The 24,903-nt window shown below is 58.6% G+C and carries 21 protein-coding genes; 10 read left to right on the top strand and 11 right to left on the bottom strand.

Annotated elements, in window-relative coordinates; translation table 11 throughout:
- Window positions 1–72: 72 nt before the first annotated feature.
- From AC1XOS_RS04765 to ppgK, 8 genes are all read right to left on the bottom strand, one after another.
- Window positions 73–2,037, bottom strand: a complete 1,965-nt coding sequence (locus tag AC1XOS_RS04765; RefSeq protein ID WP_481961075.1) for a S9 family peptidase — start codon at window positions 2,035–2,037, stop codon at window positions 73–75.
- A 4-nt stretch (window positions 2,038–2,041) separates the two neighbouring features.
- Window positions 2,042–2,995, bottom strand: a complete 954-nt coding sequence (locus AC1XOS_RS04770; protein ID WP_481961076.1) for a tyrosine-type recombinase/integrase — start codon at window positions 2,993–2,995, stop codon at window positions 2,042–2,044.
- Window positions 2,985–4,292 (bottom strand): phosphoglucosamine mutase, encoded by a 1,308-nt coding sequence (glmM, locus tag AC1XOS_RS04775; protein ID WP_481961077.1) that lies wholly within the window; start codon window positions 4,290–4,292, stop codon window positions 2,985–2,987. The genes AC1XOS_RS04770 and glmM overlap by 11 nt, the downstream gene beginning before the upstream one ends.
- Window positions 4,293–5,249 (bottom strand): CdaR family protein, encoded by a 957-nt coding sequence (locus tag AC1XOS_RS04780; protein WP_481961078.1) that lies wholly within the window; start codon window positions 5,247–5,249, stop codon window positions 4,293–4,295.
- Window positions 5,246–6,103 carry a diadenylate cyclase CdaA gene (cdaA, locus tag AC1XOS_RS04785; RefSeq protein WP_481961079.1) on the bottom strand — a complete coding sequence of 286 codons (858 nt, stop codon included), beginning with the start codon at window positions 6,101–6,103 and terminating at the stop codon, window positions 5,246–5,248. Before cdaA ends, AC1XOS_RS04780 begins: the two co-directional genes overlap by 4 nt.
- 47 nt (window positions 6,104–6,150) lie before the next feature.
- Window positions 6,151–6,669: a thiol peroxidase gene (gene tpx / locus AC1XOS_RS04790; protein ID WP_481961080.1), complete on the bottom strand. Its 519-nt coding sequence runs from the start codon at window positions 6,667–6,669 to the stop codon at window positions 6,151–6,153.
- 42 nt (window positions 6,670–6,711) lie between these two features.
- Window positions 6,712–8,277 (bottom strand): carbamoyl-phosphate synthase large subunit, encoded by a 1,566-nt coding sequence (gene carB / locus AC1XOS_RS04795; protein ID WP_481961081.1) that lies wholly within the window; start codon window positions 8,275–8,277, stop codon window positions 6,712–6,714.
- 81 nt (window positions 8,278–8,358) lie between these two features.
- Entirely contained in the window at window positions 8,359–9,141 is a 783-nt protein-coding gene (gene ppgK, locus AC1XOS_RS04800) for a polyphosphate--glucose phosphotransferase (protein WP_481961082.1), read from the bottom strand.
- A gap of 140 nt (window positions 9,142–9,281) precedes the next feature.
- On the opposite strand from ppgK, the gene AC1XOS_RS04805 reads away from it, so the two are divergent.
- The 3 genes from AC1XOS_RS04805 (at window position 9,282) to AC1XOS_RS04815 (ending at window position 14,242) form a co-directional block, all read left to right on the top strand.
- A complete protein-coding gene (locus tag AC1XOS_RS04805) occupies window positions 9,282–11,837 on the top strand; it encodes a beta-mannosidase (protein WP_481961083.1) in 2,556 nt (851 codons plus the stop codon).
- 111 nt (window positions 11,838–11,948) lie between these two features.
- Entirely contained in the window at window positions 11,949–12,968 is a 1,020-nt protein-coding gene (locus tag AC1XOS_RS04810) for a matrixin family metalloprotease (protein WP_481961084.1), read from the top strand.
- Window positions 12,969–13,024: 56 nt separating this feature from the next.
- Complete coding sequence (locus AC1XOS_RS04815) at window positions 13,025–14,242, top strand: DegT/DnrJ/EryC1/StrS family aminotransferase (protein ID WP_481961085.1); 1,218 nt, start codon at window positions 13,025–13,027, stop codon at window positions 14,240–14,242.
- On the opposite strand, the gene AC1XOS_RS04820 is transcribed toward AC1XOS_RS04815, so the two are convergent.
- Window positions 14,234–14,752, bottom strand: a complete 519-nt coding sequence (locus tag AC1XOS_RS04820; protein ID WP_481961086.1) for a VanZ family protein — start codon at window positions 14,750–14,752, stop codon at window positions 14,234–14,236. The two genes, AC1XOS_RS04815 and AC1XOS_RS04820, sit on opposite strands and share 9 nt — an antisense overlap.
- A 10-nt stretch (window positions 14,753–14,762) precedes the next feature.
- On the bottom strand, window positions 14,763–16,355 hold the full coding sequence (locus AC1XOS_RS04825; protein WP_481961087.1) for an alpha-L-rhamnosidase-related protein: 1,593 nt from the start codon (window positions 16,353–16,355) through the stop codon (window positions 14,763–14,765).
- A 75-nt stretch (window positions 16,356–16,430) separates the two neighbouring features.
- Between AC1XOS_RS04825 and AC1XOS_RS04830 the strand changes: the two genes are divergently transcribed.
- The 4 genes from AC1XOS_RS04830 to AC1XOS_RS04845 are packed head-to-tail and all read left to right on the top strand — an operon-like array spanning window position 16,431 to window position 21,767.
- Window positions 16,431–17,201, top strand: a complete 771-nt coding sequence (locus tag AC1XOS_RS04830) for a cysteine hydrolase family protein (RefSeq protein ID WP_481961088.1) — start codon at window positions 16,431–16,433, stop codon at window positions 17,199–17,201.
- A gap of 9 nt (window positions 17,202–17,210) precedes the next feature.
- Window positions 17,211–18,365 (top strand): nicotinate phosphoribosyltransferase, encoded by a 1,155-nt coding sequence (gene pncB / locus AC1XOS_RS04835; RefSeq protein ID WP_481961089.1) that lies wholly within the window; start codon window positions 17,211–17,213, stop codon window positions 18,363–18,365.
- Window positions 18,366–18,421: 56 nt separating this feature from the next.
- Complete coding sequence (locus tag AC1XOS_RS04840; RefSeq protein ID WP_481961090.1) at window positions 18,422–20,377, top strand: FecR domain-containing protein; 1,956 nt, start codon at window positions 18,422–18,424, stop codon at window positions 20,375–20,377.
- A 13-nt stretch (window positions 20,378–20,390) separates the two neighbouring features.
- On the top strand, window positions 20,391–21,767 hold the full coding sequence (locus AC1XOS_RS04845; RefSeq protein ID WP_481961091.1) for a phosphomannomutase/phosphoglucomutase: 1,377 nt from the start codon (window positions 20,391–20,393) through the stop codon (window positions 21,765–21,767).
- On the opposite strand, the gene AC1XOS_RS04850 is transcribed toward AC1XOS_RS04845, so the two are convergent.
- Window positions 21,761–21,886: a hypothetical protein gene (locus AC1XOS_RS04850; protein ID WP_481961092.1), complete on the bottom strand. Its 126-nt coding sequence runs from the start codon at window positions 21,884–21,886 to the stop codon at window positions 21,761–21,763. The genes AC1XOS_RS04845 and AC1XOS_RS04850 overlap by 7 nt on opposite strands.
- 86 nt (window positions 21,887–21,972) lie before the next feature.
- Between AC1XOS_RS04850 and AC1XOS_RS04855 the strand changes: the two genes are divergently transcribed.
- The 3 genes from AC1XOS_RS04855 to AC1XOS_RS04865 all read left to right on the top strand — a co-directional run.
- Window positions 21,973–22,746 carry a DUF1559 family PulG-like putative transporter gene (locus tag AC1XOS_RS04855; RefSeq protein WP_481961093.1) on the top strand — a complete coding sequence of 258 codons (774 nt, stop codon included), beginning with the start codon at window positions 21,973–21,975 and terminating at the stop codon, window positions 22,744–22,746.
- Window positions 22,747–24,168, top strand: a complete 1,422-nt coding sequence (locus AC1XOS_RS04860; protein WP_481961094.1) for an amidohydrolase family protein — start codon at window positions 22,747–22,749, stop codon at window positions 24,166–24,168.
- A partial coding sequence (locus tag AC1XOS_RS04865; protein ID WP_481961095.1) for a CPBP family intramembrane glutamic endopeptidase occupies window positions 24,140–24,903 on the top strand: 764 nt, incomplete at its 3' end. The genes AC1XOS_RS04860 and AC1XOS_RS04865, both read left to right, overlap by 29 nt.

Here is a 24,903-nt window from a genome sequence, read left to right on the forward strand (position 1 = left end):
CTTGTAACGCGCAAAGATAGTAATCAGTGAGCCATAGACCAAGCAAGCCGTAGAGACGCTCGACCTTTTACTTTAGACGGTTCGCAAAAGATAGCTTTTCAGCCACTCGTGGAAGCGCTTTTGGCGGTCGATCCGCAGATCGGGCGGGCCGCCTCGGCTGAGCTCGTGGCTGGCTTCGGGGCCGAACCGGAGATAGCTGACCTCGGCGGGGCTGGTGCGCTTGACGGCTCTAAAGTACTCGTCGCCCTGGCTGATCGGGCAGCGCAGGTCGCCTTCGGAGTGGACGATCAAGAGCGGCGTCTTGACGTTTCCGGCGTAGGTGATCGGGGAATTTCGGCGGAAGCTCTCCGTGTCGTCGGTGTGGTTGGAGAGAAAGTAGCTGTGGTCGGTCTGGACGAAGTCCGTGGTGCCGCCGAAGCTCTGGAGGTTATAGACACCACGCTCGGCGATGGCGCAGGCGAACCGATCGGTGTGCCCGACAATCCAGGCCGTCAGGTAGCCACCGTAGCTGCCCCCCATCACGGCCAGGCGCGACGGATCGCTCCAGCCTTGCGCAATCGCGTCGTCCACGCACGCCATGCAGTCGTCCATTGCCGGTGCGCCCCAGTTGTCACGAATCGCCCCCGTCCACGCCTCGCCGTAGCCTTTTGAGCCACGCGGGTTGGGATAGATCACGGCAAATCCGGCGGCAGCGAGCGCCTGATACTCGTGGAAGAGATGCCAGCGCCCGTACATTAAATGCGGGCCACCGTGGATATAGAGAATGGTCGGGAATGGGCCGTCGCCCTCGGGGAGCAGCGCAAAGCAGGGCACCTCCCCCACCGAAAACGCCTTAGGCTCGATAAATTTTACTTCGGCGCAGAGCGCGGCGTTTAGCTCGCTGAAGCGCGTGCCATCTACATAGATATCGCCCGCATCGTGGCTGGTGAGGCGCAGAGTTGCTGTCTTTCCTGCGGCCAAGCTGACACCCACCTCGGAGCAGCCCTCTGGCGTGAGCTTCTCGGGCACTCCCCCATCCAGCCCGATCTTGTAGACGCTCACCTCGCCCTGGTCGGAAGCCACAAAGACAACACTCTCGCCGTCATCGTCCCAGAGCGGCCCGTTATCGCCGCGTCCGTAGACCTCGCCTAAGGCATTGTCGCCCGCCGTGACATCCCATTGGGGCGTGAGATCACGCGCCGCGCCACTCTCCACTTCGACGACCCACGGATGGACATTCCACGTCCCCCAGACCTCGTCGGCGTGGTCATGGCCCAGAAATGCGATGTGTTTCCCCTCCGGCGACCAGGCGAGATTTCCCTTTGGCCCCAGCGTTCCGATCTCACGTGGTGTGTCCCCACCCAGCTCCCGGACAAAGAGTGCCGTCGCTCCCATCTGCAAATCGGGGTTGGGGGCCGTATTTTGGGTGTAGGCGATAAACTTCCCGCACGGCGACCAGCAGTAGCTCCCAAAGTCCCGGTCACCGGCGGTGAGCTTGGTCACTTCTCCCGTTGCCAGAGTTAGTGTGTGCAGGTCGAAAAACGCCGACGGAATCCAGCCCGCACCCTCGTTGCGCCAGCGCAGGCGCGTGATCAGGCGTGGCGGCGTGGACTGGTTGGCTTTCTTTCGCGCCTCCACAGCGCTCTCACTGAATTCTTCATCAGCAGGCCGAAACGAGAACAGTAGCTTGCTGCCATCGGGCGAGAACGCCAGCTCCCCGATGCTTCCCTGAGGCAAGTCCGAGATTTTTATCGCCTCGCCACCACCTCGTGCAATCTGCCAGATCTGTGACTTTTTCTCGTGAAGGCGCACAAAGACAAGGCTCTGGCTATCTGGTGCCCAGCGATGATTGGAGACACTCTCGCCTTGCGTAAAGACTTTTGGCTCTGGCGGGGAAAAAGGGTTTGTCTCAGCCACATAGAGCTGCGTCTCGTAGCGGTTCTTCTTCTCGTTAACCGTCTTGACAACAAAGGCGACATGGGTACCGTCGGGTGAGAGGCGCGGCTCCGAGGGAGCGGCAAAGCGCAGGAGATCTTCGATATTGGTTAAGCGTGACACGCCGCTATTCTACCTGGTTTGGTGCCGCCACAAGCGCCGCCAGGGTTCCCTGGACATTGCGCTCACGGTCGCGATAGCGCATGAGCACGGCGAGGCTCTTGTGGCGCGAGAAGTCCAGCACTTCCTCAATCCCAATCCCCGCCGCCGTTGCCGCTTTACAGGCTTCCGTAATCGCCGTGTGCCGGAGGCCATGCGGGCGGGCGGAGATCCCCAGCGTTTCGGCATACTGCGCCACAATACGATGGACACTGCGCCCCGTCAGTCGCCCATCCCCTTTCCCTTTGCCGCTGCGATCCTGGCTCGTAAAGAGCGCTCCTTCGGCACTGCCTCGGACGGCAAGCCAGTCACGCAAGGCACGCCGTGTGGGCTCAGGAAGCGTGAGGGGAACCTTCTCCAGGCGACCTTTTCCGAGCACCCACAGCCGCTCGTCCTCGACATCGGCGACATCCAGCCCACAGACCTCCGCCCGGCGCAGCCCCAGATCGTAGAGGAGGCGCAGGATCGCATGGTCACGGGGCGCGGCTTCGGCGAGGGCGATGAGGCTCTGGACACTCTCCCGGCCTGGCCCGCGGGTGTCGCGGTAGGCTTCACTGGCAAGATTGGAGACCTCCAGCACCCACGCACTCTGTCCCAAGAGTCGGGCAAGTTTGGTGAGCGAGCGCAGTGCCGCCAGCCGCCGGTTGATCGTGGAGGGCGAGAGTTTTCTATGCCGCAGGTGCGTCCGGTAGGCGAGCGCCCGCCGGTTTGCCTCGCCTGCCGAAAGAGCTAGCAGTGCCGCAACCGCCTCCTCCGCAGAAAGCTCACAAAACGCGGCAAAGTCTTCCCAATCGCGCCGATACGCCGCCATTGTTGTCGCGCTGTGGCTCTCCAGAAAGAGCGCCAGAAGCCCCGCCCGTTCACCCAGAGGGTACCCGGGCGGGGCTGGAGAGCCTTCGGCAGTGCTTACCTCATGCACCACGAGCCTCGCGGATGACGTTGGCGACGTGCTCGCAGACCTGGAGAACTTCTCCTTCGCTGGGGGCCTCGGCCATGACCCGGATGAGTTTTTCCGTCCCAGAGGCACGCACGAGCAAGCGCCCCCGGCCCTCCAGAGACTTTTCCGTTTCAAGAATCGCGGACATAATTGCCGAATCGGCTTCCCAGCCATCGCGCTCACGAACCGCGACATTGATGAGCTTTTGGGGCAGCGTGGTCATGTTGTCGTACCAGGTTGCGAGATCGCGGCCCGAGTCCTGGACAATCTTGAGGATCTGTAGCGCGGTGAGCAGGCCATCGCCTGCCGGGGAGAGCTGCGGAAAGAGAATATGCCCGGACTGCTCACCGCCCAGTCGAGCGCGGGTTGTCTCCAGAAGCTCCGCCACATATCTATCTCCCACATTGGCTCTCTCCAGCCGAACCTGTGCGGTCTGCAGGGCCAGCTCCAGCCCCATGTTGCTCATCACGGTACCGACCACCGTGTCCAGCTTCCACCAGAGCGCTCCCGTGAGAAGAATCCGGTCGCCGTCGAAGATCCGTCCGTGACGATCCGCAAGGATCACGCGGTCCGCATCGCCATCAAACGCCAGGCCTGCATCCGCACCTTCAATTTTTGTGCGAGCTGCCAGCCCCTCAGCGTGCGTCGAGCCACAGGACTCGTTGATATTGACACCATCAGGCTCGCAGTGGATCGCGACCACTTCCGCCCCAAGTCGTTCTAATAAAGGCTTGGCAAGAAACGAGGCAGCACCATTGGCGCCATCAATCACGAGTTTTAAGCCCGCTAGAGTCGTCTCCCCCAGCGTCGCGACGAGAAAGTCCGCGTAGGCTGCCACAGAGCCACTGTCTTGGGTAAGCTTGCCCACTCCCCCACCAGCAGGACGAGCGAAGTCATTGCCGAGGTTCGATTGAATCTGAGCTTCGGTGGCATCGGCGAGCTTCTTGCCATCGGGGCCAAAGAACTTGATTCCATTATCCTGCATGGGATTGTGCGATGCAGAGATGACAACACCTGCACTCGCACCCGTGGTGCGCACCACGTAGGAGACTCCGGGGGTTGGAACCACACCCAGCGCCAGAACATCCGCGCCCTGCGAGAGCAAGCCCGCCGTAAGCGCCGCCTCCAGCAAGTCCCCTGACCGACGTGGGTCTCGCCCGATGACGAACCGTCCGCCTCCCAGCGTCTGTGCTGCCGCCCGGCCCAGAGCGAGAGTGAACTCGGGTGTGAGCTCTGTGTTTGCAATCCCGCGAACCCCATCTGTCCCAAACTTGAGTGCCACTTACTGCCCTTCTTTCTTCATTTGCTTATTTACTTTTGGCAGTGCCACGCGCAAAGAGAGCTGAACCACTTTCCCAGCAACCATACTGACTCCCGGCGGCGGTAAGAGCGCGATTTTCCGCGTTTCCGACTGCGCCAGCCCTGCAATATCCACAGGAACGGACAGCGCGGTCAGCTTACTCAGGGTCACGGGATCGCCCTGAACCACCATCATACTGGGAGTAAACTCATACCCACTCAGTGCGACACCTGGCGAGGGCTGTCCCGTTAGGTTCGCCGAGAGCACCAGGGTCTTGGTGGCGGGCCGCTGACGGAGCTTAAGGGAGACGCGTACCCGTGTCGGCTGCAAGGTGACATTGGAGACAACCTGCTGCTGGTCGTCTTGGGCGACCACGGGAACCTCACGACTCACCAACCCTGTTGAGCCGCTATTGTTGAGTAGTGCGACAATTCGCTCCACGCGCTCCACATCGGAGGCGAGCCCTGTCACCATCACTTGTGTGGGCTCTGGCTCTGGTGCATCGTACTCAAAGCCTGGAGGAGGCTGATTCTCGAACAAGACTCCTACCGCCACCATTTTTTGTGTCCGTGCCTCCAGCTCGACCTGAAGCATGGGAGGGGCCTCAACAGAGACGCGACCACGTACCGCCTCGGGCAGGATATAGGTGACGGGCAAAAAGCTCTTACCTACTTTCGCCCCTGTGGCATTCACCGAGGCGCGTAGCCCCGATTTCCGCACGATCTCTAGCTCATCGGCAGACCCGGTCAGGGTGACCTGCTCCGACGGTGGCGCGACTTTGATGGCCAGATCTGGGGCTATCCCGGTCACTTCGGGAAGAACAGGCATGCTACTGGTCCGGCTTGGCGTACGCTGGGTACTGGCGATGATGTAGAGCAAGACCGAGAGAGCCAGAGACAGAAGCTTGTACTCCCAGTTGCGCCGCAGGAGGCTCATCATGGCGCGGGCTTCTCCTTGTTGTGGCTACTGCGACGTGGCAGGTGCAGGCGTGGTGGGGTTTTCTTCGCTCCTTTTCCAAAGGCCGTGAGGAGCTTCTCCCGCAAGAGATCTGCACTCTGGCCCCGGTCTAGCTTCCCACCAATGGAGAGCGAGATGGTTCCCGTCTCTTCGGAGACAATCACGACAACGGCATCGGAGTTTTCGGAGGCTCCCATCGCGGCACGGTGGCGCATGTGGACATTCGTCGCAATATTGGGGGCATCAGAGAGCGGTAGAGTGCAGCCCGCAGCGACCAGTCTGCCATTGCGCAGGATCACTGCCCCATCGTGAAGAGCCGTCCCGGAGTAGAAAATCGTGGTAAGCAGCTCGGGAGTCACGACGGCATTCAGTGTGGTGCCGGTTGTAATCACATCGTCTAGCCCTGTCTCCCGTGCGAGTAGGATCAGTGCTCCTGTTTTCCGCGCTGAGAGCAGGGTCGCCGCCGTGACAACCGCTTCGACAGTCTCGGTGATATTTTCTTGCCGCGCCGCGCTCAGGGGCGCTCCCCAGAAATCTAATCTCCCCAGTCGCTCTAAGACTTCACGTAGCTCAGGGTAGAGCAAGATCACAATCGCGACCGGCCCGAGAGGCGTCACCGACTGCAAGAGCCAGTTGAGAGTCACCAGCCCCAGAACATTGGAGGCCAGAACGAGGAGAAAAAACACCCCGATTCCGATGAGAATCTGCCATGCCCTGCGCCCCTTGGCAAGGAGAATCAAGCGGTAGAGAATATAGGCAACGACAACTATATCTAAGGCCGCTAGGAAGACAGCCTTAAAGTCAAAGGAGCGCAGGCTAGCAAGAATAACAGGCATAGATTAGCGATCAGTATACCTGAAGGGGTCTCAGCAGCATCGACGCTCTAAGCGGCGTTGACAGCAGCCACTGCGGCAGCATAGTCGGGCTCTGAGGCAACTTCTGGCACGATCTCCGCATAGGTAACCATGTCATTCTTATCTACCACAAAGACCGCGCGGGCGTAGAGGCCCAGCTCTTTAAGATAGACTCCCCAGCTCTTTGCCAGCGCCATCTCGCGGTAGTCCGAGAGCATCGTCAGGTTCTTGACATCCTCCGCCTGGCACCAGCGGCCCTGGGCAAAGGGCAGGTCCGCCGAGACCAGGAAAACCGCGACATCATCGCCAAATGCCTGGCTGGCTTCGCTGAACTTCTTGCCCTCGATCGAGCAGACTCCCGTATCCACCGAGGGAACCAGCACGAAGAGCTTGGTCTTTCCCGCCCCCGCTTCCAGCGGATTGACCGCCGCTAAACCCGCCCCAATCAGAGTCGCACCGGGCGCTTTTGCTCCCACGGTCAGCTCAGCACCCACTAGGGTCATTGGGTTTCCCTTAAACGTCACCACACCACTTCGTTCCACAGACATCAATCAAATCCTCCAGAATCACAAGACTCAAACCAGCCTAGGTTAGTTCCCGCTTAAGTACTCATCCACGGTGCGCACGCCCATCTCTTCGCCACGGTTATAGGACTCTAGTGCGGTGAGGAGTGCACGGGCCGTGTCTAGGCTTGTCATACAAGGGACGGCACGCTCCACACTGGCGCGGCGGATCAGTGCCCCTTCTTGCTCAATGCGCCTGTCTTTGCTAATCGTGTTGATCAGCAGACCGACCTCGCCGCTGTAGATCAAGTCAATCAGATCGGGCTTGCCTTCGCTGATCTTATTAACGGGCGTTGCCTCGACACCATGTGACGAGAGAAACTTGGCCGTGCCCGCCGTCGCATAGACCTGAAAACCCTGTGCCACAAAATCTTTCAGGAGAGGAAGCGCCTCGTCTTTGTCCGCATCGGCAAGGGTTGCAAGCACCGCTTTTTTGAGCGGTAGGTTAATGCCGCTGGCAACCAGCGCTTTAAAGAGCGCACGAGGGTAGTCTAAATCTTGACCCAAAATCTCTCCTGTTGACTTCATCTCGGGGCCGAGGGTGTTGTCCACCCCGACCAGCTTTTGGAACGAGAACACGGGGGCTTTGACTGCTGGGTTTGCCTGCTCGGGATACAGCCCGTTCTCGTAGCCCTGGCTCTCCAGCGTCTCCCCTAAAATACAGCGCGTCGCCGCCTTCACCATCGAGACACCCGTGATCTTCGAAAGATAGGGCACGGTTCGGCTAGAGCGTGGGTTGACCTCAATAACATAGGGAATCTCGCCCTCACAGACAAACTGAATGTTCATCAGGCCGACCACGTTCATGGCTTTTGCGAGCTTAATCGCGTACTCGGAGATCAGATCTTTGGTTTTTTGTGAGACCGTCTGGGGGGGGTAGACGGCCATAGAGTCGCCGGAGTGCACCCCTGCCCGCTCGATATGCTCCATGATGCCTGGAAGCAAGCAGCGATCCCCATCTGAGATGCAGTCCACCTCCAGCTCTTTGCCGATGATGTAGCGGTCCACCAGAATCGGGGCCTTGGGCGAGACATCCACGGCGTACTTCATGTAGCTGGCCAGCTCGTCGTCGTTCTGCACAATCTCCATCGCCCGCCCGCCCAGCACATAGCTAGGGCGTACCAGGCACGGATAGCCAATCTCGCGTGCTACGTCGAGCGCCGCTTCGGGAGTCACCACTGCGCGGCCTTCCGGCTTGGGAATGCCCAGCTCCCGAAGTAGCTTCTCAAACTGCTCACGGTCTTCGGCAAGATCAATCGAGTCCGCCGACGAGCCCAGAATCGTGATCCCTGCCTCGACCAAGGGCCGCGCCAGATTAATTGCGGTCTGCCCCCCGAACTGCACGATCACGCCCTCAATGGGAGCTTCGCGGTCTATGACATTCAGGACATCTTCTGCGGTGAGCGGCTCGAAGTAGAGCTTATCGGACGTGTCAAAGTCGGTGGAGACGGTCTCGGGGTTGTTGTTGAGAACAATCGCTTCGTAGCCCGCCTCACGTAGCGCCCAGACGCAGTGAACCGTGCAGTAGTCAAACTCAATACCCTGACCGATACGAATCGGCCCCGACCCCAAAACCAGAATCTTTTTCTTCATGCAGACCTCAATAAAGTGGCCCGCCGCGCTGCCAGCCCCGCGAACCCTGACATTGTATCGTATGTCTGCTGGAGATAATGGCTACAGCCGCGCGGCGGCCCAGCAAGCGGCTCCAACAATCCCCGCCTCGTTTTGAAGAGCCGCCGGAACAACCGGAGTGCGCAGTGAGAGGAGTGGGAAGAATTTATCCGCTTTCTTGCTCACGCCGCCCCCCACGATAATCAGATCGGGCCAGAAAAGATTCTCCACCATCGTCAGGTAGCGGTTGACACGCTTGGCCCATTTTTCCCAAGACAGATCCTCGCGCTCACGGGCAGAGTCGGCGGCGTAGGTCTCGGCGTCCATTCCCTTGAGCTCTAAGTGTCCCAGCTCGGTGTTGGGGATGAGCTTGCCATCCAGAATCAGCGCGGTACCGATTCCAGTGCCGAGGGTGCAGAGAAAGATCAGGCCGTCCTTGCCCTTGCCCTCGCCAAAGGTCGCCTCCGCAAGCCCTGCAACATCGGCATCGTTGCCAATCGCAACCGGCGAGCAGCCCGTGGCCTCGGCGATCATCCCGGCGGCGTCTTTTCCGATCCAGCTCTTGTCAATATTTGCCGCCGTCGAGACGGTTCCGTACTTCACCACGGCAGGAAACCCCACACCGATGGGCCCCTTCCACTCAAAGTGCGCGACGATCTGTGCCACGGTGGCGACAACGGCCTCGGGAGTCGCGGGCTGTGGTGTCTCCAATCGAAACCTCTCCCCAATTAGCTCACCCGTTGTCACGTCCACTGGGGCTCCCTTAATGCCCGTTCCCCCAATGTCAATGCCTAAAATAATCGTCGGTCTTACTGCCGCCACTGTTGCTGTTGTTCGTCGTGCCATCGTGTCCTCCAAATCCTTAGATTCGGTAACAAACGCATTGAATCCTTCCCGAGATTTGCGGAAACTGTGGTCATTCCGTTTTGCAGAAACTATAGGACTTGAAGAAAGCCCTTGTGTCGGGTACAACGCAGGGGCTTTTTATGCAACTGATCTCTACTTCTCTTGACTCTCATTGGGAGCTTGCCGAGCGTCTTCCGGCGGGCCGTGACCTCTCTCTTCTTTCAGGTGGCGAGAAGCTCTGGCTCCCTGCGACCGTTCCCGGCCATGTCCACACCGATCTGGTAAAGGCAGGCGTCATCGCCGATCCGCTTGCCCGGCTCGCGGAGTGGGGCGCACGCTGGGTGGATGAGTCCGACTGGACCTACCGCACGATATTTTTTGTAGACGCGGAGCGCTTGGCTGCGAAAGGTTCCGACGGCAAGCACTTTCTGCACTTTAACGGCCTCGATACCCTGGCGCGTGTGGAGCTCAATGGGAAGCATGCCGGGCAGGCGGACAACTACCACCGGGCATGGCGCTTCGATGTTACCGAGCTCTTGAAAGAAGGCGAGAACGAGCTCCGAGTAGAGTTCGACTCCGCCCTGCGAGTGGGGCGCGAGAAGGCGGCGGCCTATATCGGTGATGGTAAAAGTGATCGGGGCAAGACAACCTACTTCAACTTCCCGCCTCGCGCTTTTGTCCGTAAACCACAGTACATGTTTGGCTGGGACTGGGGGCCGGAGCTGGTCTCCTGCGGCATCCACGGCCATGTCGAGCTGGTAACCGTGCCTCGGGCAGAGATTTTGCACTGGAAGCTGGACTACAAATTTATCAGCCAGAGTGTTGTGGACATGGACTTTCATGTCACCCTTCGCAAGTACGACAGCCAGCCACTGATTGTCAAAGCGGTGCTCTTTGCCTCGGGTGATACGACTCCTTCGAAGGTTTTGGAAGGTCCTCCTGGCGAGTACACCGTCCCTCTTCATATCAATAGTTTTGTCACCGAGCGCTGGAATCCCAACGGGGTAGATGGCCCGCGCAAGCGCCATCTGCTCAACCTGCGCCTGCTTGCCATCCCCGACAATGACCACGATGAGCCTGAGCCGATTCACCGATTGGCTGCCTCGGTGGGCTTCCGTGAGATCGAACTCGTTCAAGAGGCTGATGCGGATGGCGGGGGGAAGTCGTTTCAGTTCAAGGTCAATGGGCAGCCGCTCTTTGCCAAAGGGGCCAACTGGATCCCGGATCATAGCCTGCCGACGACGATCACAAAACACCAGCTTCGCCGGCGGCTCACGGCAGCGCAAGAGGCGGGCTTTAACATGCTTCGGGTCTGGGGCGGCGGGCTCTACGAGAGCCAGGACTTCTACAGCCTCTGTGACGAGCTTGGGATCTTGGTCTGGCAGGACTTTGGTTTTGCCTGCGCCACGTATCCCGACGATGACCCGGCGTTCGTGCAAAGTGTGCGCGAGGAGGCCAGTGCCAATGTCCGTCGGCTCCGTCACCATCCCTGCCTGGCGCTCTGGTGCGGTGGCAATGAGAACGTCGAGCTGCACCAAGGGCGCTGGTCGGGTGCTGACCAAGCCACGAAGTTCTACGGCGAGAAGCTGATCCTGGAGACACTCCCCAGTGTTCTAGAGGCGGAAGACCCACAGACTCCCTACTGGCCCAACTCTCCCTATGGTGGCCAAGACTGCCGGGACGAAAACAGCGGCGATAGTCACTACTGGAATGTCTGGCACTCCAAAGAGCCGGGGAGCAACGGCGACTGGGTCAATTACGAAAAGTGCGACACGCGCTTCTCCAGTGAGTTCGGCTTCGCGGCTCCGGCGGGACTGACCGCGTGGCACTCCGCACTCGCCCCTGAGGATTTGTGCGTCCGCTCGGTGAGCTCCCGCTGGCACGACAAGACCCGCAAGGGCTACGAGACCTATCTGGGCTTTATCCAGATGCACTTCCCCGAGCCGCAGTGCTTTGCAGATCTTGTCTATTTTGGTCAGTGCAACCAGGCACTCGCCTTTGCCTTTGGGATCGAGCACTGGCGACGGCGCAAGGGGCGCTGCTGGGGAACTCTCTTCTGGCAGCTCAACGACTGCTGGCCCACCCACTCCTGGTCCGTGATAGATAGCACGGGCGAGCCCAAGCTGGCCTACTACGCCATCAAGCGTGCCTATGCCCCCCTCTTGCTTTCCCTGCGGCGTTCGGGCAGAGCCATAGAGGCGCATCTCGTCAACGACACCTGGGGCGCGGTCTCTGGGAAGCTCAGTGTGCACCTCTTGACCTTTGAAGGGGAGCCCGTCTCGATGGCCGAGCAGATAGTTGTCGCACCTGCCAATGCCGCATCCGGGGCGGCACTCTCCCTTGCCATTCCCAGCTTTATCGCCGATGCAGGTACCGATGTTTTTGTCCACGCGATATTTACCCCCGAGTCTGGTGAAATCGTTGAGAGTTTCTTGTTGCTTGCTGAGCCCAAAGACCTGCGCCTTGCCAACCCTGGCCTGCGGACGTTTATCTCCGAGCACTCGATCACGGTACAGGCTCAGCGCTTTGCCGCATTTGTCACCCTTCACTTTGAGGGTGTCTCCCATCAGCCCCAGCTCACCAACAATGGCTTTCACCTCGCACCGGGCCAGAGCAAAACGATTCAGCTCAGCCATCTCCCCGATCAAAAGACACTCTCACAGCTTTCGGCGCTGCTGCATATCCGTCATCTGTGATTGTATGCCACCAATTTACAAGTAATAATACTGTAAAAAACTAAAAAACTAATCCGAAGTCATAATCATTCCATAATTACCTATATCTGTTTGTTTGTGGAGAGAATGAAAATGAATCATTTTGTTTCTGGGATTGCGTTGACAAGTATTCTTGTGATGCCATTGTTTGGTTGTAGTGGAGGTGGTAGTTTAGCATCGTCATCCCCGATAAAAATCGAGCTTCCATCACCCAATCAAACCCGTAATTATACGATTGGCATAGCGGGAACGCGAGGGAGTATTCCTCTCTCTTTTCTAGGTGTGTCTAATGTCATTGCGCCAGGAGGTTCTATTGCCGCAAAAAGCAAGATCAGTGCGACAAGTCTTCTCAGTGTCCCAGAAGTCTACGGTGACCGGCGCTTTGTTGGCTGGGAGTACCGTGGTACTCGATTCAGCACCTCAGCTGCCATTAGTGAGCTGCCTGCCACTCTTAACGTTGGTGAGACTATAACCGCCGTCTATGAGCCTATAGAAGCTCGCACGAGTCCCCTCGTGCCTAACTACAATCATGATGATTATTACTATTGGAAATCTCCCGACCAGGCAAGGCTCAAAATTTACTTCGACACCACAGTGAATGGGGACTTCAAGCCTATTTTACAAGAAGGTTTTGATCGCTGGTTTAACGCTCTTGGTTCTAGCTTTGGTTATACCCTAGTGACAGATCAAGCAGAGGCACAGATCGTGGTAAAAATGGGGCCAGTCGTAGGTTCCGTTGCACAAACGTCAATCATTGCGACAAATACAATCCCAGCCTCTTTAGTGAGTGCTTCCATTATCTTAGATCCCGCACAGCTTCCTCCCATCCAGAGTAATCGTGGGGTGATCGTCGCCCTCGCGGCACATGAGTTTGGGCATGCCTTAGGGATTAGCGGCGGCAGTACTCAAGGGCATAGCGATGATGCCGCTGACACCATGTTTCCCATAGTAACCGTCAACACAATCCATATTACTCCACGAGACATCAACACACTTACGAACATGTACAACGACGTGTTCAGCAGTCGTCACAAACCGGTCACACACCGCGCGGCCTCAGGGTTACGGCACAGCAAAACTATAGATTGCCATGTAAATATCGCCACGAAGTAACCTCGCTAAAGTGCTGGAAGGAATTAGGGGTTTCCAAACCGAATCTTTCCAGCAGGATGACTGACGATCTTGCTCTACTAGGAGGAGTGCCCCTCCACCCCCACCCCTGGCCGTCTTGGCCTATATGGGATCACCGTGACGAAGAAGCGGTTCTCCGCGCCCTGCGCAGTGGCCACTGGGGACGCCTTACCGGCCCGGAAGTCTCGGCATTCGAGGAAGAGTTCGCTCTGTTTCAGGAGTGCCGATTTGGCGTTGCGGTGCCCTGTGGGACAGTGGCTCTCAAGCTGGCGCTGCTCGCCCTCGATATTCAGGCAGGTGATGAGGTTATTGTGCCACCGTATACCTTTGTTGCCACGGTTGGGGCGGTGATCCAGTGCAACGCGGTTCCCGTTTTTGTTGATATCCACCCGGACTCCTACTGCCTGGATCCTTCCCGTGTGGCGGAAGCGATCACCCCCCGAACCCGCGCCATTATCGCCGTACACCTCGGAGGACTGCCTGCAGATTTGGAGAAGCTCTGTGCTTTTGGACTCCCCGTAATTGAGGATGCATCCCATGCGCATGGAAGCATCTATAAAGGGCGAAAAGTGGGAGGAATCGGGACACTTGGTTGCTTCTCCTTCCAAGCGAGCAAGAATCTAAACTGTGGCGAAGGAGGCATCGTCCTTACCAACGATGAAGCGCTTGCGGCGGCAGTTCGTGCTCAGTCAAGCTGGGGGGAGGGCTCCTCTGGACAGATTCTCGGGAGCAACTTCCGCATGACGGAGCTGCAGGGTGCACTGCTACGGACACAGCTCGCTCGACTCCCCGAGCAAGCGGCGCAACGTGACTCCAATGGCAGGCTCCTCGACAGCCTTCTCAAGGGTCTCCCCGGCATTCGCCCCTTGCCAAGAGAGGCTCTCGGCTGCGACAGGCATGCCTATCACCTCTACAGCTTTCGCTACGACCAAGACGTCTGGGGCCTGCCTCGTGGCGTATTTATAGACGCAATGCGTGCCGAGGGAATCCCTGTGGATCCTGGCTATGCCACTCCGCTTTATGAGTGGCCTGTCTTTACAAACCGACGTTTTGGCCCTTGGAACGGGAGCATGGAAGGGTATGCTTCCTCCGAAAACCACCGTGCACACTGCCCCGTCATGGAGCGAGTGAGTCAAAAAGAAGGCTGCTGGATAAAACAAAGTGCATTGCTTGCGCCCCCAGAAGAGGTACAACTGATCGCAAAAGCAATCGAAAAAACCTGGGGAAAGAGAGCAGATTTAGCTCGTTTACTCTGACACATTCGGATTATTTAATGACTCAGTTTGCAGAAGCCAGCGCTCAAGCGTTTTTAGACCAAAAAAGGCGAGAGTGGTCAGGAAAACAATAGCAACTCCCACTCCATTTAATAAGAACTGCTCCAAGCGCACGTGGCGTGTTCCCTCAGACTGGTGGAGACGGAGATAAACCTCGATACCCGAAAAGGCGCTGGGAACCACAAGTGCTATGACGAGGGAGAGGGGTCTTAGTTTAGGCTGCCCTGACTGGCAGAGCCGAATGACGAGCAGTGTCAGTACACCATAGACGACAACATGGGCGATTTTCCGAACCATCTGGGTGATCTGGTACATCGAAACGATTTGTGGATCAGGATCGTAGAATCCTGGCTCGATCCAATCAAAGAGCTTATGGAGAAGAATCCAGGACTGCTGATAGCTTCCTAGCTCTGTTGCTAAGAGTGCCGTGATGCCAAGCCACAAAAGTAGTGGCGCGGCATAGATCAAGATACGGAGAACGGCACGACGCATAGGTTTTCGATTATATCGCGGCCACACCATCGGGTAGAGTGAGTGTTGTCTCGATGGTTCCGTCTGCTTGTTTTTGGTGCTCTACGGTGACTAGCCCGTAGGGTGTCGGAACCGTTCCCCGTGCCCAGGAAAGATCACCAAGGTGGGGCTTGCAGTGGATCTTTGCCATCCCTGGCTCGGCGGACGTGATTCCCAGAACCCACTGGGTGAGCCAAGCCGTAGGGCCAGCCGCCCAGCCGTGGCAGAGAGAGTGGCGTATGCCCTTGTAGCACCAGTTGCCGTACTCTGCATGGATATCATGCTTTCCTTTGAGGGGCAGCTCGTCAATTCGGGTGGCATTCTCTTTCCAGTCAAGCTCGAAGCCTTCCCAGAATGTCGTCGCTCCCAGGTCGAGCATTCCGCCCCAGTAGTGCCGGATCAGGTTCAAGCACCCTATGATGTCTCCAGCTCGCGCCCGCGCTTCCAGTACGTAGTAGCCATAAAAGGTCGAAAGCCCGCGGTACGGGTTCACCGCGAGGACATTCCAGTTGGCGGATTGCGCCTCTTGCATCCCTGCCAAGACAACGAGTGCCTGGGCTTGCTTACTTGAGGTCAGGCGCTGAATTTTTCTTGCCTTATCACTCGCCTCTTTGCAGCGCCGGGCAAGTCCGTCCTCGCCTAGAACGGTGCAGAGCCATGCACCCCGCTGGAGGGTGAGCACAACAAGTGCTTGCAAGCCCGCCGCGATCGCCTCTGGGTCTTCTGAGGTTGGCCACTCCAAGAAGCGGTGTCCCCCTAAAAACTCCGAGCCATCGGGGCGCACGTGTAGCAAGACACGCTCCAGTAAGCTCATGAGATAGCGTCGCTGCTGCTCCAAGTAGAGCTGATCGCCAAAGCGTGCGTACCAGTCGGCCTGAATCAGGAGCCACCAGAGCGAGTACGACGAGATTCCATTCATCCACTGAAGGAGCGGTGTCTGGTCGCGGACATAGTCCAGGCTCGCGGGGACGATCTCATGGTTGCCAAAAACCGTCGCGACTACCATCGCCTCCGGGTGCAAGTCCCCTATCCAGACAAGACGGTCCCGCTTAATGCCATCCCAGACATGGTCTTGCATACACAGATGCACCGTGTAGGCCCCTGTCTCCCAGATCGCATTCAGCCGCTCATCGGAGCAGGCAAACGAGCCCTGCCATGGCTCATCACGGATCAGGTGAACGGCTTCGACCGCACGTACAGAGAGCGTGATTCCGGGGTCTACGTTGTCTAGGCGCACAAACCGGAAGCCTGTCTCCCCTATCTCCGTCCGCCCCATCCAGGCCACCGGTAGACGATAGTCGTGGATGGCATGGTCTTGATCGGGCAGTCCCATTGTCTCACTAACCGACTCTCCAAAGCGCACACGAACCAGGGGATTACCCTTGGGTTGAGTGGTAGGAATGTCGAGGCGAACGCCTCCATGAAGCTCACGCCCAAAGTCTAAGATCACCCAGCTACCTGGCGGCAGTAGGCAGACTTCGTCGTTGTCTTCTAGGAGCGCTTGGGTCAGTCGGGCTTCCTCTTTCGCGACAATACGAGTTGGCTTTACAAAAAATCGAGTTCGGGGGTCACGGCGTACTTGCATAGGCGCCAATAGTATATCCGGTAGACTATGAAAATTAGGCGAAACTTTTTTGTGTTATATTTACACTAATAAGCTATGAAACGACAACTTTTTATCATTGACCCGCAGGAGGACTTCTGCAACCCGATATCGGGCGCACTCTATGTTGCGGGTGCTGAGTCCGATATTGAACGCATTGCCACGCTCTTATGCTTGCCCTGCGACTTCGATGCCATACACGTGACCCTCGATACGCACCACCTTCTCGATATCGCCCACCCACTCTGGTGGAAAGACCTGAGAGGGGCTCCCCCCGCCCCGTTTACGATCATCGAGGACTTGAGTCAGTGGCATGCCGCCAACCCAGCGCACCAAACAAGAGGCGAGGCCTATGTAGGAGCCCTGGCACGCAATGGGCGCTACCCTCTCTGTATCTGGCCACCCCACTGCCTGATTGGGAGCGCGGGCCATGCGGTCGCCGCCAAGCTGTTCTCCGCGCTCTGTGACTGGGAGAGGCGCACGGGTAAGAGTGTGAACTATGTCCGTAAAGGCGAGAACCCCTTTACGGAGCACTACAGTGCGATCGCCGCAGATGTCCCCGATCCAAGTGACCCTGCGACTCTGCCCAATAAGGCCCTCCTCACCTCACTGGCCCAGGCCGACGAGATTCTAGTTTGCGGGGAAGCGGGAAGCCACTGTGTCGCTAATACGGTTCGCGACCTGGTTGCCCACGGGATTTCTGCTCAAAAGCTCACGCTCCTTACCGATGCTTTCTCGCCCGTTCCGGGCTTTACGCACTTCCAGGACGCGTTTCTCGCCGAGCTCAAGGCCGCTGGCGCACGGCTCACGACTACGAAAGAAATATAAAGAAACAATATGATCGTCTCACTACTCGATACCGATCTCTACAAGTTCACCATGATGCAGGTGGTCTGGGGACGCTACCCGCAGGCGCAAGCGGAGTATAAGTTCCAGTGCCGCAGCGCCGACGCCGACTTGACTCCCTTTGCGACCGAGATTCGGGCGGAGCTTGACAAGCTCGCTGGGCTACGTCTCCAGCCGGACGAGGCCGCGTTTCTGCGCTCGATTCGCTATATCCGCCCGGAGTTTGTGGACTTTCTGGAGAGCTTTCGCCTCGACCCCAGCCAGATCGAGATTCAAATGGAAACCGGCTTTGAGCTACGGATTCGTGGCCCGTGGCTGGAGACTATTCTCTTTGAGGTACCCGTTCTTGCCACGATCAATGAAATCTGGTCGCGTCACCACTTTCCCCTCACGGTGGAGCGTGAAGCAGAAGGGCTGCGGCGCTTGGAGGAAAAAAAACGGCAACTCTTAGGCACTTCTATTCCCGTTCGGGTCATGGAGTTTGGGACGCGGCGGCGCTACAGCCAGGCGTGGCAGGAGCGCATTGTCGAGCAGCTCGCTCCCCAGCTTATTGGCACCAGCAATGTGCACCTGGCCCACAAGCTGGGCCTCAAGCCCTTTGGAACCATGGCCCATGAGTTTCTTCAGGCGGGGCAAGCACTCGCCCCCCTCCTCCATTCCCAAAAATTCATGCTGGAAGAGTGGATGCAGTTCTACCGAGGCGATCTAGGGATTGCGCTCTCGGATGTCTTTGGCTTCGACGCGTTTCTGGCCGACTTCGACCGACTCTTTGCCAAGGCCTACGACGGCTGCCGCCACGACTCAGGCGATCCGGCTATCTGGGGGGAGAGGCTACTGGCGCACTACGAGAGCCTTGGCGTCGACCCGCGCCACAAAACTGCCGTCTTCTCCGATGGCCTGAGTATCCCAAAGGCCACTGCACTCGCCGAGCGCTTTGACACGCGCATTCGGACGATCTTTGGAATCGGCACCGACTTAACCAACGATCTAGGGGAAAAGGCCCTACAAATTGTGATCAAGCTCGTGCGCCTCAATAACCAGCCCGTCGTTAAGCTCTCCGACTCACCCGGAAAAGCCATAACAGACGATGTGGGGTATCTGGAATATGTCCGTGCGGCGTTTGCAGCTGGCATAAGAAGGAATTAAGACGGGCACTGACGAATGCTCTGTCTGTTAGTTTTACCTAGAGAAGGAGTTTCGTTTTGACCCGTTCTGTGATTGTCTCGATGTTCGCTCTGACCGCCCTCTCCGCTTCGGCCTGGGCTCAGGGCACGACCGTGGGAACCCTTGCCATTGTTCGTCAGGTGGAGGTTACCCGAACCAGGGCCACACCACAGATTCGGGAGCGTGTGGAGCGTGAGCCTGCAACACATGGCGAGAGTGTCTTCTCCGAGCAGCTGATCCGCACGCTCAAGCGCTCGTTTGCCGAGGTGAGCTTCAAAGACGGCTCTCTTGTGCGCCTGAAAGACCGCAGCGAGGCGATTGTCCGCCAAGAGAAACCCGGCACGGGTATCTACTTAATCAGCGGGACAATCTGGGTGCGAGCCGGGAGTGCGCCGGTTCAAGTGGATACCCCCACGGGAGTCGTGACGGCCACGCAGGCCGTGTTTGAAGTCACCGTTGCCGACAACCAGACAACAGTTCTGTGCTACGATGGCAGCCTTCAGCTCAAACGCGACACGCGCACGGTGATGGTCAAGGCCGGTGAGTTTGCGGGAGTCAAAGTAACCGGAACCCAAGTTGCTTTAGATACTTCGACCTCGATCCCTGGCAATCAGCTTCCGAGTGACCACAATGGGCCACGGGTAGCGTGGTGGCAGATTCTCAACACGGAGCGTGGCCTACTCACCGTGCCCGGAAGTAGCGCAGGCATGGCGATTCGCTCGTCGGCTCTAACGGAAGCGATCCAAGCAACCCTCAACCTCCCACCCGCACCCGGTGAGATCGTGAAAAACCCTGCCGATAAAGCGCGCCTGCTTTCCATTGCGCAGTCCTCTGTGGTTCCCGCCATCGAGCGAACACTGGCCTCGGATGCGACCCTGACTCTCAGCGGCTACCGACAGAAGTTTGGCGGCGATGACATTAGCCAAGCCTTCACGCTCGCAGGCACGGATCTAAGCTTCCTCCGCAACAAGGGAATCGGCAATGTCGGGAGTCTCTTCGATGCGCTGAATGCCTCGGGAGCAAGCTTTGGCGTGGACCTGCGCTCTCGTGGGGCGGCCACGAATCGCTCCGTCTACCGCCCCTCGGCGTGGCAAGGGCCGAGCAACTCCAAAACCCCGCTCTTCGATGGAGCGCAGAGCTCCAACAACCTAGTGCTCCTCGGGGCAGTGGCGGCGGCGGCACTAGGCGGGGGGGCAAAAGCGACGGATTTTAACCTGGACGGAGATGCCTTCGGATTCACGGCAGATCCTCAGGCGATTGGGGCGCGTGGACGGCTCCACGGGACGCTGGGCAAGTCGCGCTATATGTTTGAGGGCAATAGTATCAACTTGCTCACCGGGTCAAACACAGGCGGCTTTAGTGCCCTCTCCGTAGCCTCTATCGAGCATGATGTCAGCCCGAACCTGACGGTCTTTAGTGGGCGGCGCCGGTTCTATAGTGGCCCCGCGCTCCTCTCGCTCAACCGGTCCCAGCTTTTAGGGGAGCGCTACAGCTCCGTTGGGGCAACCCTCAACAAGAACGGCGTGAAGGCCGAGGCTGCCTGGCTCTACGACTCCAACCCGGATGTCCGTGGCGCACAGAGTGGCTTCCTTGCCTCCGCGACCAAGCAAGTCGGCGGTGGGACGTTGGGAATCCAAGCGCTCCGGGTCGGTAGCCTGAATAATGGCACGGGGTACTCGGTGAGTGGCACGCTTCCCTCCGGTAAAGGAGCCGGTCAGCTTGATCTCTACGGCGAAGTCGGTATTGCGCCAGACAAAGCGGGAATTGTCACGCTCGGAGCCTACCTCCCCTGGATCTACCAGACCAGTGATCTGGATCTCTACGTAGAGTACTCATCGCACCAGGATCTCGGCAATAGCTTTACCGTGGTTGCCAACCGTGAGCTAAGCCAAGGGCTGAGCCTGAAGGCATTTTTGGGAAACGGCAAGCGCACTTTTGTCGAGAAAAATGGCACGTTCGGTGGAATCGGACTAAGCTACGCACTGGGACGATAGAAAGAAAAAGAAAATGCCATTTGATCCATCGCTTTACCGCGCCTACGACATTCGAGGGATCTACCCGAGTGTGATCAACGAAGAGTTTGCCTATATCTGCGCTCAGGCTTTTGCCCGGGTGATGAATGCCAAGCGAGTCGCCGTGGGCCGTGACGTGCGCCTCAGCGGGCCGACCATGCAAAAGGCCGCGATGCAGGGACTTGTGGACCTCGGAGTTGAAGTGCTTGACCTGGGAGTGATCTCCACCGAGATGCTCTACTTCGCGTCGGGAACTCTCGACATTGACGGCGGCTTTGCGCTCACGGCCAGCCACAATCCGCGCGAGTGGAACGGCTTCAAGTTCGTGGGCAAGAAAGGCCAGCCGCTGGTACGCGAGGGGAAGCTTGGCGAGATCTACGCCGATGCGGATGCCGCCACGCCGCAGAAAGTCGCCACGCCGGGCACGATCACGGAGACACCACTCTTAGCGCAGTACGCGGAGTATCTCCAGCAGTATGTCCCATCAGATCTCCCCAACCTAAAAATCGTGGGGAATGTGAACTTTGGAGCCAACGGTAAGTTCGTGGATGCGGCGATTGCCAAGCTGCCTCTGGAGCTGATCCGCCTGAACTGGAACGAGGACGGCGGCTTTCCCAAGGGCACCCCCGACCCGCTCTTGCCGTCGAACCGCAAAGAGGTCTGTGAGCGCATTGTCACGGAGAGCGCCGACTTTGGTGTGGCGTGGGACGCCGATGCGGACCGCTGCTTCTTCTACGATGAGAAAGGCCGCGCGTTTGCAGGCTACTACATCAACGCGCTTCTGATCGAGCACTTCCTCAAGCGCGAGCCCGGAGCCGCTGTGGTGATCGAGCCGCGCCAGATCTGGGCCACCGAGGCGGTTGCATTGGCAGGCCACGGCAAGGCAGTCACCAGTCGTACAGGCCACGGCTTTATCAAGGCGACCATGCGCCAGGCCAACGCGATCTTTGGCGGCGAGAACTCGGGGCACTTCTACTACCGAGATTTCTGGTACTGCGACAACGGGATTATCACGTTCCTGACCGTGATGGGACTCTTCGCCGAGCAGCTCAAGAGCGGTGGGACGGTCTCGCAGCTTCTGGATGCCTACAAGACAAACTACCCGGCCAGCGAGGAGCTGAACTTTATCACCAGCGATGCGAAAGCCATTATCGCCGCACTCCAGGCCCGCCACCCGAGCGCCGAGCTCAGCCAGATTGACGGTGTCTCGCTCGCCGAGGGAGACTGGCGCTGTAATCTCCGCATGAGCCAGAACGAGCCCGTGCTGCGATTAAATGTCGAGGCACGCACCCCGGAAGCCCTCGAAGCCCGAGAAGCCGACCTGCTCGCCTTCATTCTCGGCAGCGGTGCCACCCTCCGCGACGATCACTGATGCGCTTGAACTTGAGCCGTTCGGCCTTTTAGGGTGGGGCGGCCAAGGGGCTGCCCAAAGAAGACTCCCAGTGCCACAGCGACTAATATAGCAAACGCGGTATCCCATTTATCACGCATTCTTGCAACCCTCACAACCCTCGTCATTCGTACCTGCATTTTCAGTGCCAGCGGCGCGTAAATAGGGGTTGAGGTACACTACTGCCATGAACCTGCCTGGTATAAACCTGCGTCGTGGCTTCACGCTTATCGAGCTTTTGGTGGTGATCGGAATTATCGCGATACTGGCCGCGATTCTCTTCCCTGTTTTTGCACAGGCGCGTGGCCAGGCGCGAAAGACAAGCTGCCAGAGTAGCCTGCGCCAGATCGGGATGGCGATTCAAATGTACTCGCAGGACTACGACGGGATCGCGCCCTACGCCAAAGACGCCTCGGACGCCTATGTCTCCCAGATCTGGGAAGCCTATCCGCAGTGTAAGGCCGTGATTGACGCCATGCCCTTTCTCCATGATTCCCCCGTGCTCTTTACCAACAACTGGATGACCGGCTCGCTGACTCCCTATGTCAAGAACCGGCAGGTCTGGCGCTGCGCAGGCGACACGGGCTTTGACGTCTTAGACAACAACTTTAACTGTGGTGGCCCCTGCCCCATGAAAGCTCGTCCCTCGATGTACGAGCGCTACGGCGCATCCTATCTCTTCCGCACCGAGGTCGCTTTCCGTCGGCTGAACCTGGATACCGTCTCTGCGCAGACCAGCACGGGCCAAGAAGTCGGGATGGCACAGCTCAATATCCTCTTTGATGGCAACGGAAGCTGGCACGCCAGTCCCCTGCGCTTCGACCCCTTAGGCTGGGACCGGAGCGGCCTGCGCTACACCACCCTCTTTGCCGATGGGCATGTCAAGTTCCTCACCAACGATGACTACCAGAAGGCCTGGAGTATCCAGCTCGCCGCCCCGAGCAGCAACCCGTGTCAATAGATGCCTGACCTCACCGATCTCTTGCGCAACGCCGATGGCCCCGTGCGCCTCAAAGCCCGCTGGGTCTTGCCTATCTCTGGCCCACTTTTCGAGGACGGCGAGGTGGCATTTGAAGGCGGCAAGCTCACGTATGTGGGGAAGGCTCGGCCCGACGCAGGGGCGCTGGATCTAGGGGTTGCGGCGATCCTGCCGGGCTTTATCAATGTCCACGCCCATATCGAGTACACGGTTCTGCGTGGCCTGCTGGAAGATATGCCATTTTTTCCTTGGATTCGCGCCCTCACGGGCCTGAAGACCTTTCTCAGCGCCGACGACTGGATCACGTCGGCGAGCCTGGGGGCGGCGGAGATGGCGGCAGCGGGAGTTACCACGATTGGCGATGCCTGCGATGCGGGGGCAACCGTGAGCGCTCTGGCTAGCTCTGGGCTACGCGGCACGGTGTTTCGTGAGGTCTTTGGCATCGAGCCTTCGCCACCCGTGGCCCAGACTCTTGATATTCTCAAGCGCCAGCTCGCACAGATGACCAGCACGCTGGTGCGCAGCGGGGCCGAGGGGCGCGTGCACCTGGGAATCTCACCGCACGCACCGTATACCGTTAGGGCCGAGCTCTTTGAAGCACTGGGTGACTTTGCGGATCAGAGTGGCTACCTGCAGACCATCCACCTGGCCGAGTCGCCCGCCGAAGAGGCTCTTTTTCAGATCGGGGGCGGGCCGTTTAAAGAGATGTTTGACCGTCGTGGCATCCCGTGGGAGATCAAAAACATCTCGCCGATTGCCTACGCCAAGCAGTCCGGGGCGCTCGCCGCCTCCACACTGGCCGTCCACTGCGTCCACGCCACCGACGATGACATTACGCTTCTTGCCAATGCGGGAGCCTCAGTGGCGCACTGTCCGCGCTCCAATGGAAAGCTGGGGGCAGGACTCGCTCCCCTGCGGGCACTCAAAGCGCGTGGCTTGGACATCGGCCTAGGTACCGACTCGATGGTCTCAGGTAACTCCGTGGACTTTTTTGAGGAGATGCGCGCTGCGGTCTACGGCGCACGGGCACGCGAGCAGGACACGCAGGCCCTCACGGCGAAAGAAGCCTTGTTCTTAGCAACTCTTGGTGGGGCTCGGGCTCTGCACCGGGAGCGGGAGCTTGGATCGTTAGAGCGGGGAAAGCAGGCGGATCTCTGTGTGGTGCGGCTTGATGGGATTCACCATGCGCCCGCGGGGGACGACAGCCCGGAAGCGGCACTGGTCTACTCGGCAAGGGCCAGCGATGTGTGCTTAACGCTCGTGGATGGCCAGGCGGTCTACGACCATAGCCGCTTCCCCACCTTGGACGTGGCCCGGCTCCGGCAGAGCGTCGGTACAACCCGCAAAAAAGTACGAATGGAAGGCGAAAAGATCCTTGGCGAAGCGAACCAGCGGCGAAAGTAGTGGGAGTGGGAGCGGCACGAAAGGCGCGAGCGATGAGCTTGTCGGCTGGAGCACGCTGGCCATTGGGTTTGCGATCAGCACCCTGCTCCTGTGGAAAAACGGCGGCTGGAAAGTCTTTCGCGCTCCCACGGGCATGAGCGTGATGGAGTTCAACCTCTTTAACATCTGCATGCTCCTGACCGTCCCGTTCACCTGGATCTTGATCGTGCTTCGTCGTGAGGTCAGCGACTTTGGCTTTACGCCAGGCAATGCACGAGGCGCGATGATTCTCTCGCTGATTGTCGGGGTGGCCTACATTCCGGTTCTCGCCCTCTTCTCCGGCCAGAGAGCGTTCCAGGACTACTACACCCGCGTGCTCATGGATGATCGCGTGCTGATTGGGGTAGGTTGGGCCAAGGGCCAGCTCTCCGGGGGACAGATTGACTACGGCCGCTTTGTCCAGCACGAGCTGGTGATGTGCATGTACATGCTGGCCTGGGAGTGGTTTTTCCGGGGCTACTTGCTCTTTGGGCTCCGCAAGATCATGCCCACCTGGGCCGCCGCCATTGTGCAGGTGATTCCGTTCTTTATCCTACATCTGGGAAAGCCCCCCGCAGAGTTCTGGTCGTCGCTCGCCGGTGGCCTCCTGCTCGCTCCCATCGCGATCCGCTACAAGTCGTTTCTGCCGTGTTTCTTGATGCACTACTTCATCTCGCTGGGCAACGATATCGCGGTTCTCTACTTTCACTTCCGGTA

The organism is Armatimonas sp. (assembly GCF_964826245.1).

Excerpts from the sequence above, each read along its gene's own strand:
- AC1XOS_RS04780 (WP_481961078.1), bottom strand. The coding sequence starts at position 5,249 with ATGATGAGCCTCCTGCGGCGCAACTGGGAGTACAAGCTTCTGTCTCTG.
- cdaA (WP_481961079.1), bottom strand. The coding sequence starts at position 6,103 with ATGCCTGTTATTCTTGCTAGCCTGCGCTCCTTTGACTTTAAGGCTGTC.
- tpx (WP_481961080.1), bottom strand. The coding sequence starts at position 6,669 with ATGTCTGTGGAACGAAGTGGTGTGGTGACGTTTAAGGGAAACCCAATG.
- carB (WP_481961081.1), bottom strand. The coding sequence starts at position 8,277 with ATGAAGAAAAAGATTCTGGTTTTGGGGTCGGGGCCGATTCGTATCGGT.
- ppgK (WP_481961082.1), bottom strand. The coding sequence starts at position 9,141 with ATGGCACGACGAACAACAGCAACAGTGGCGGCAGTAAGACCGACGATT.
- AC1XOS_RS04805 (WP_481961083.1), top strand. The coding sequence starts at position 9,282 with ATGCAACTGATCTCTACTTCTCTTGACTCTCATTGGGAGCTTGCCGAG.
- AC1XOS_RS04810 (WP_481961084.1), top strand. The coding sequence starts at position 11,949 with ATGAATCATTTTGTTTCTGGGATTGCGTTGACAAGTATTCTTGTGATG.
- AC1XOS_RS04815 (WP_481961085.1), top strand. The coding sequence starts at position 13,025 with ATGACTGACGATCTTGCTCTACTAGGAGGAGTGCCCCTCCACCCCCAC.
- AC1XOS_RS04820 (WP_481961086.1), bottom strand. The coding sequence starts at position 14,752 with ATGCGTCGTGCCGTTCTCCGTATCTTGATCTATGCCGCGCCACTACTT.
- AC1XOS_RS04825 (WP_481961087.1), bottom strand. The coding sequence starts at position 16,355 with ATGCAAGTACGCCGTGACCCCCGAACTCGATTTTTTGTAAAGCCAACT.
- AC1XOS_RS04830 (WP_481961088.1), top strand. The coding sequence starts at position 16,431 with ATGAAACGACAACTTTTTATCATTGACCCGCAGGAGGACTTCTGCAAC.
- pncB (WP_481961089.1), top strand. The coding sequence starts at position 17,211 with ATGATCGTCTCACTACTCGATACCGATCTCTACAAGTTCACCATGATG.
- AC1XOS_RS04845 (WP_481961091.1), top strand. The coding sequence starts at position 20,391 with ATGCCATTTGATCCATCGCTTTACCGCGCCTACGACATTCGAGGGATC.
- AC1XOS_RS04850 (WP_481961092.1), bottom strand. The coding sequence starts at position 21,886 with ATGCGTGATAAATGGGATACCGCGTTTGCTATATTAGTCGCTGTGGCA.
- AC1XOS_RS04855 (WP_481961093.1), top strand. The coding sequence starts at position 21,973 with ATGAACCTGCCTGGTATAAACCTGCGTCGTGGCTTCACGCTTATCGAG.
- AC1XOS_RS04860 (WP_481961094.1), top strand. The coding sequence starts at position 22,747 with ATGCCTGACCTCACCGATCTCTTGCGCAACGCCGATGGCCCCGTGCGC.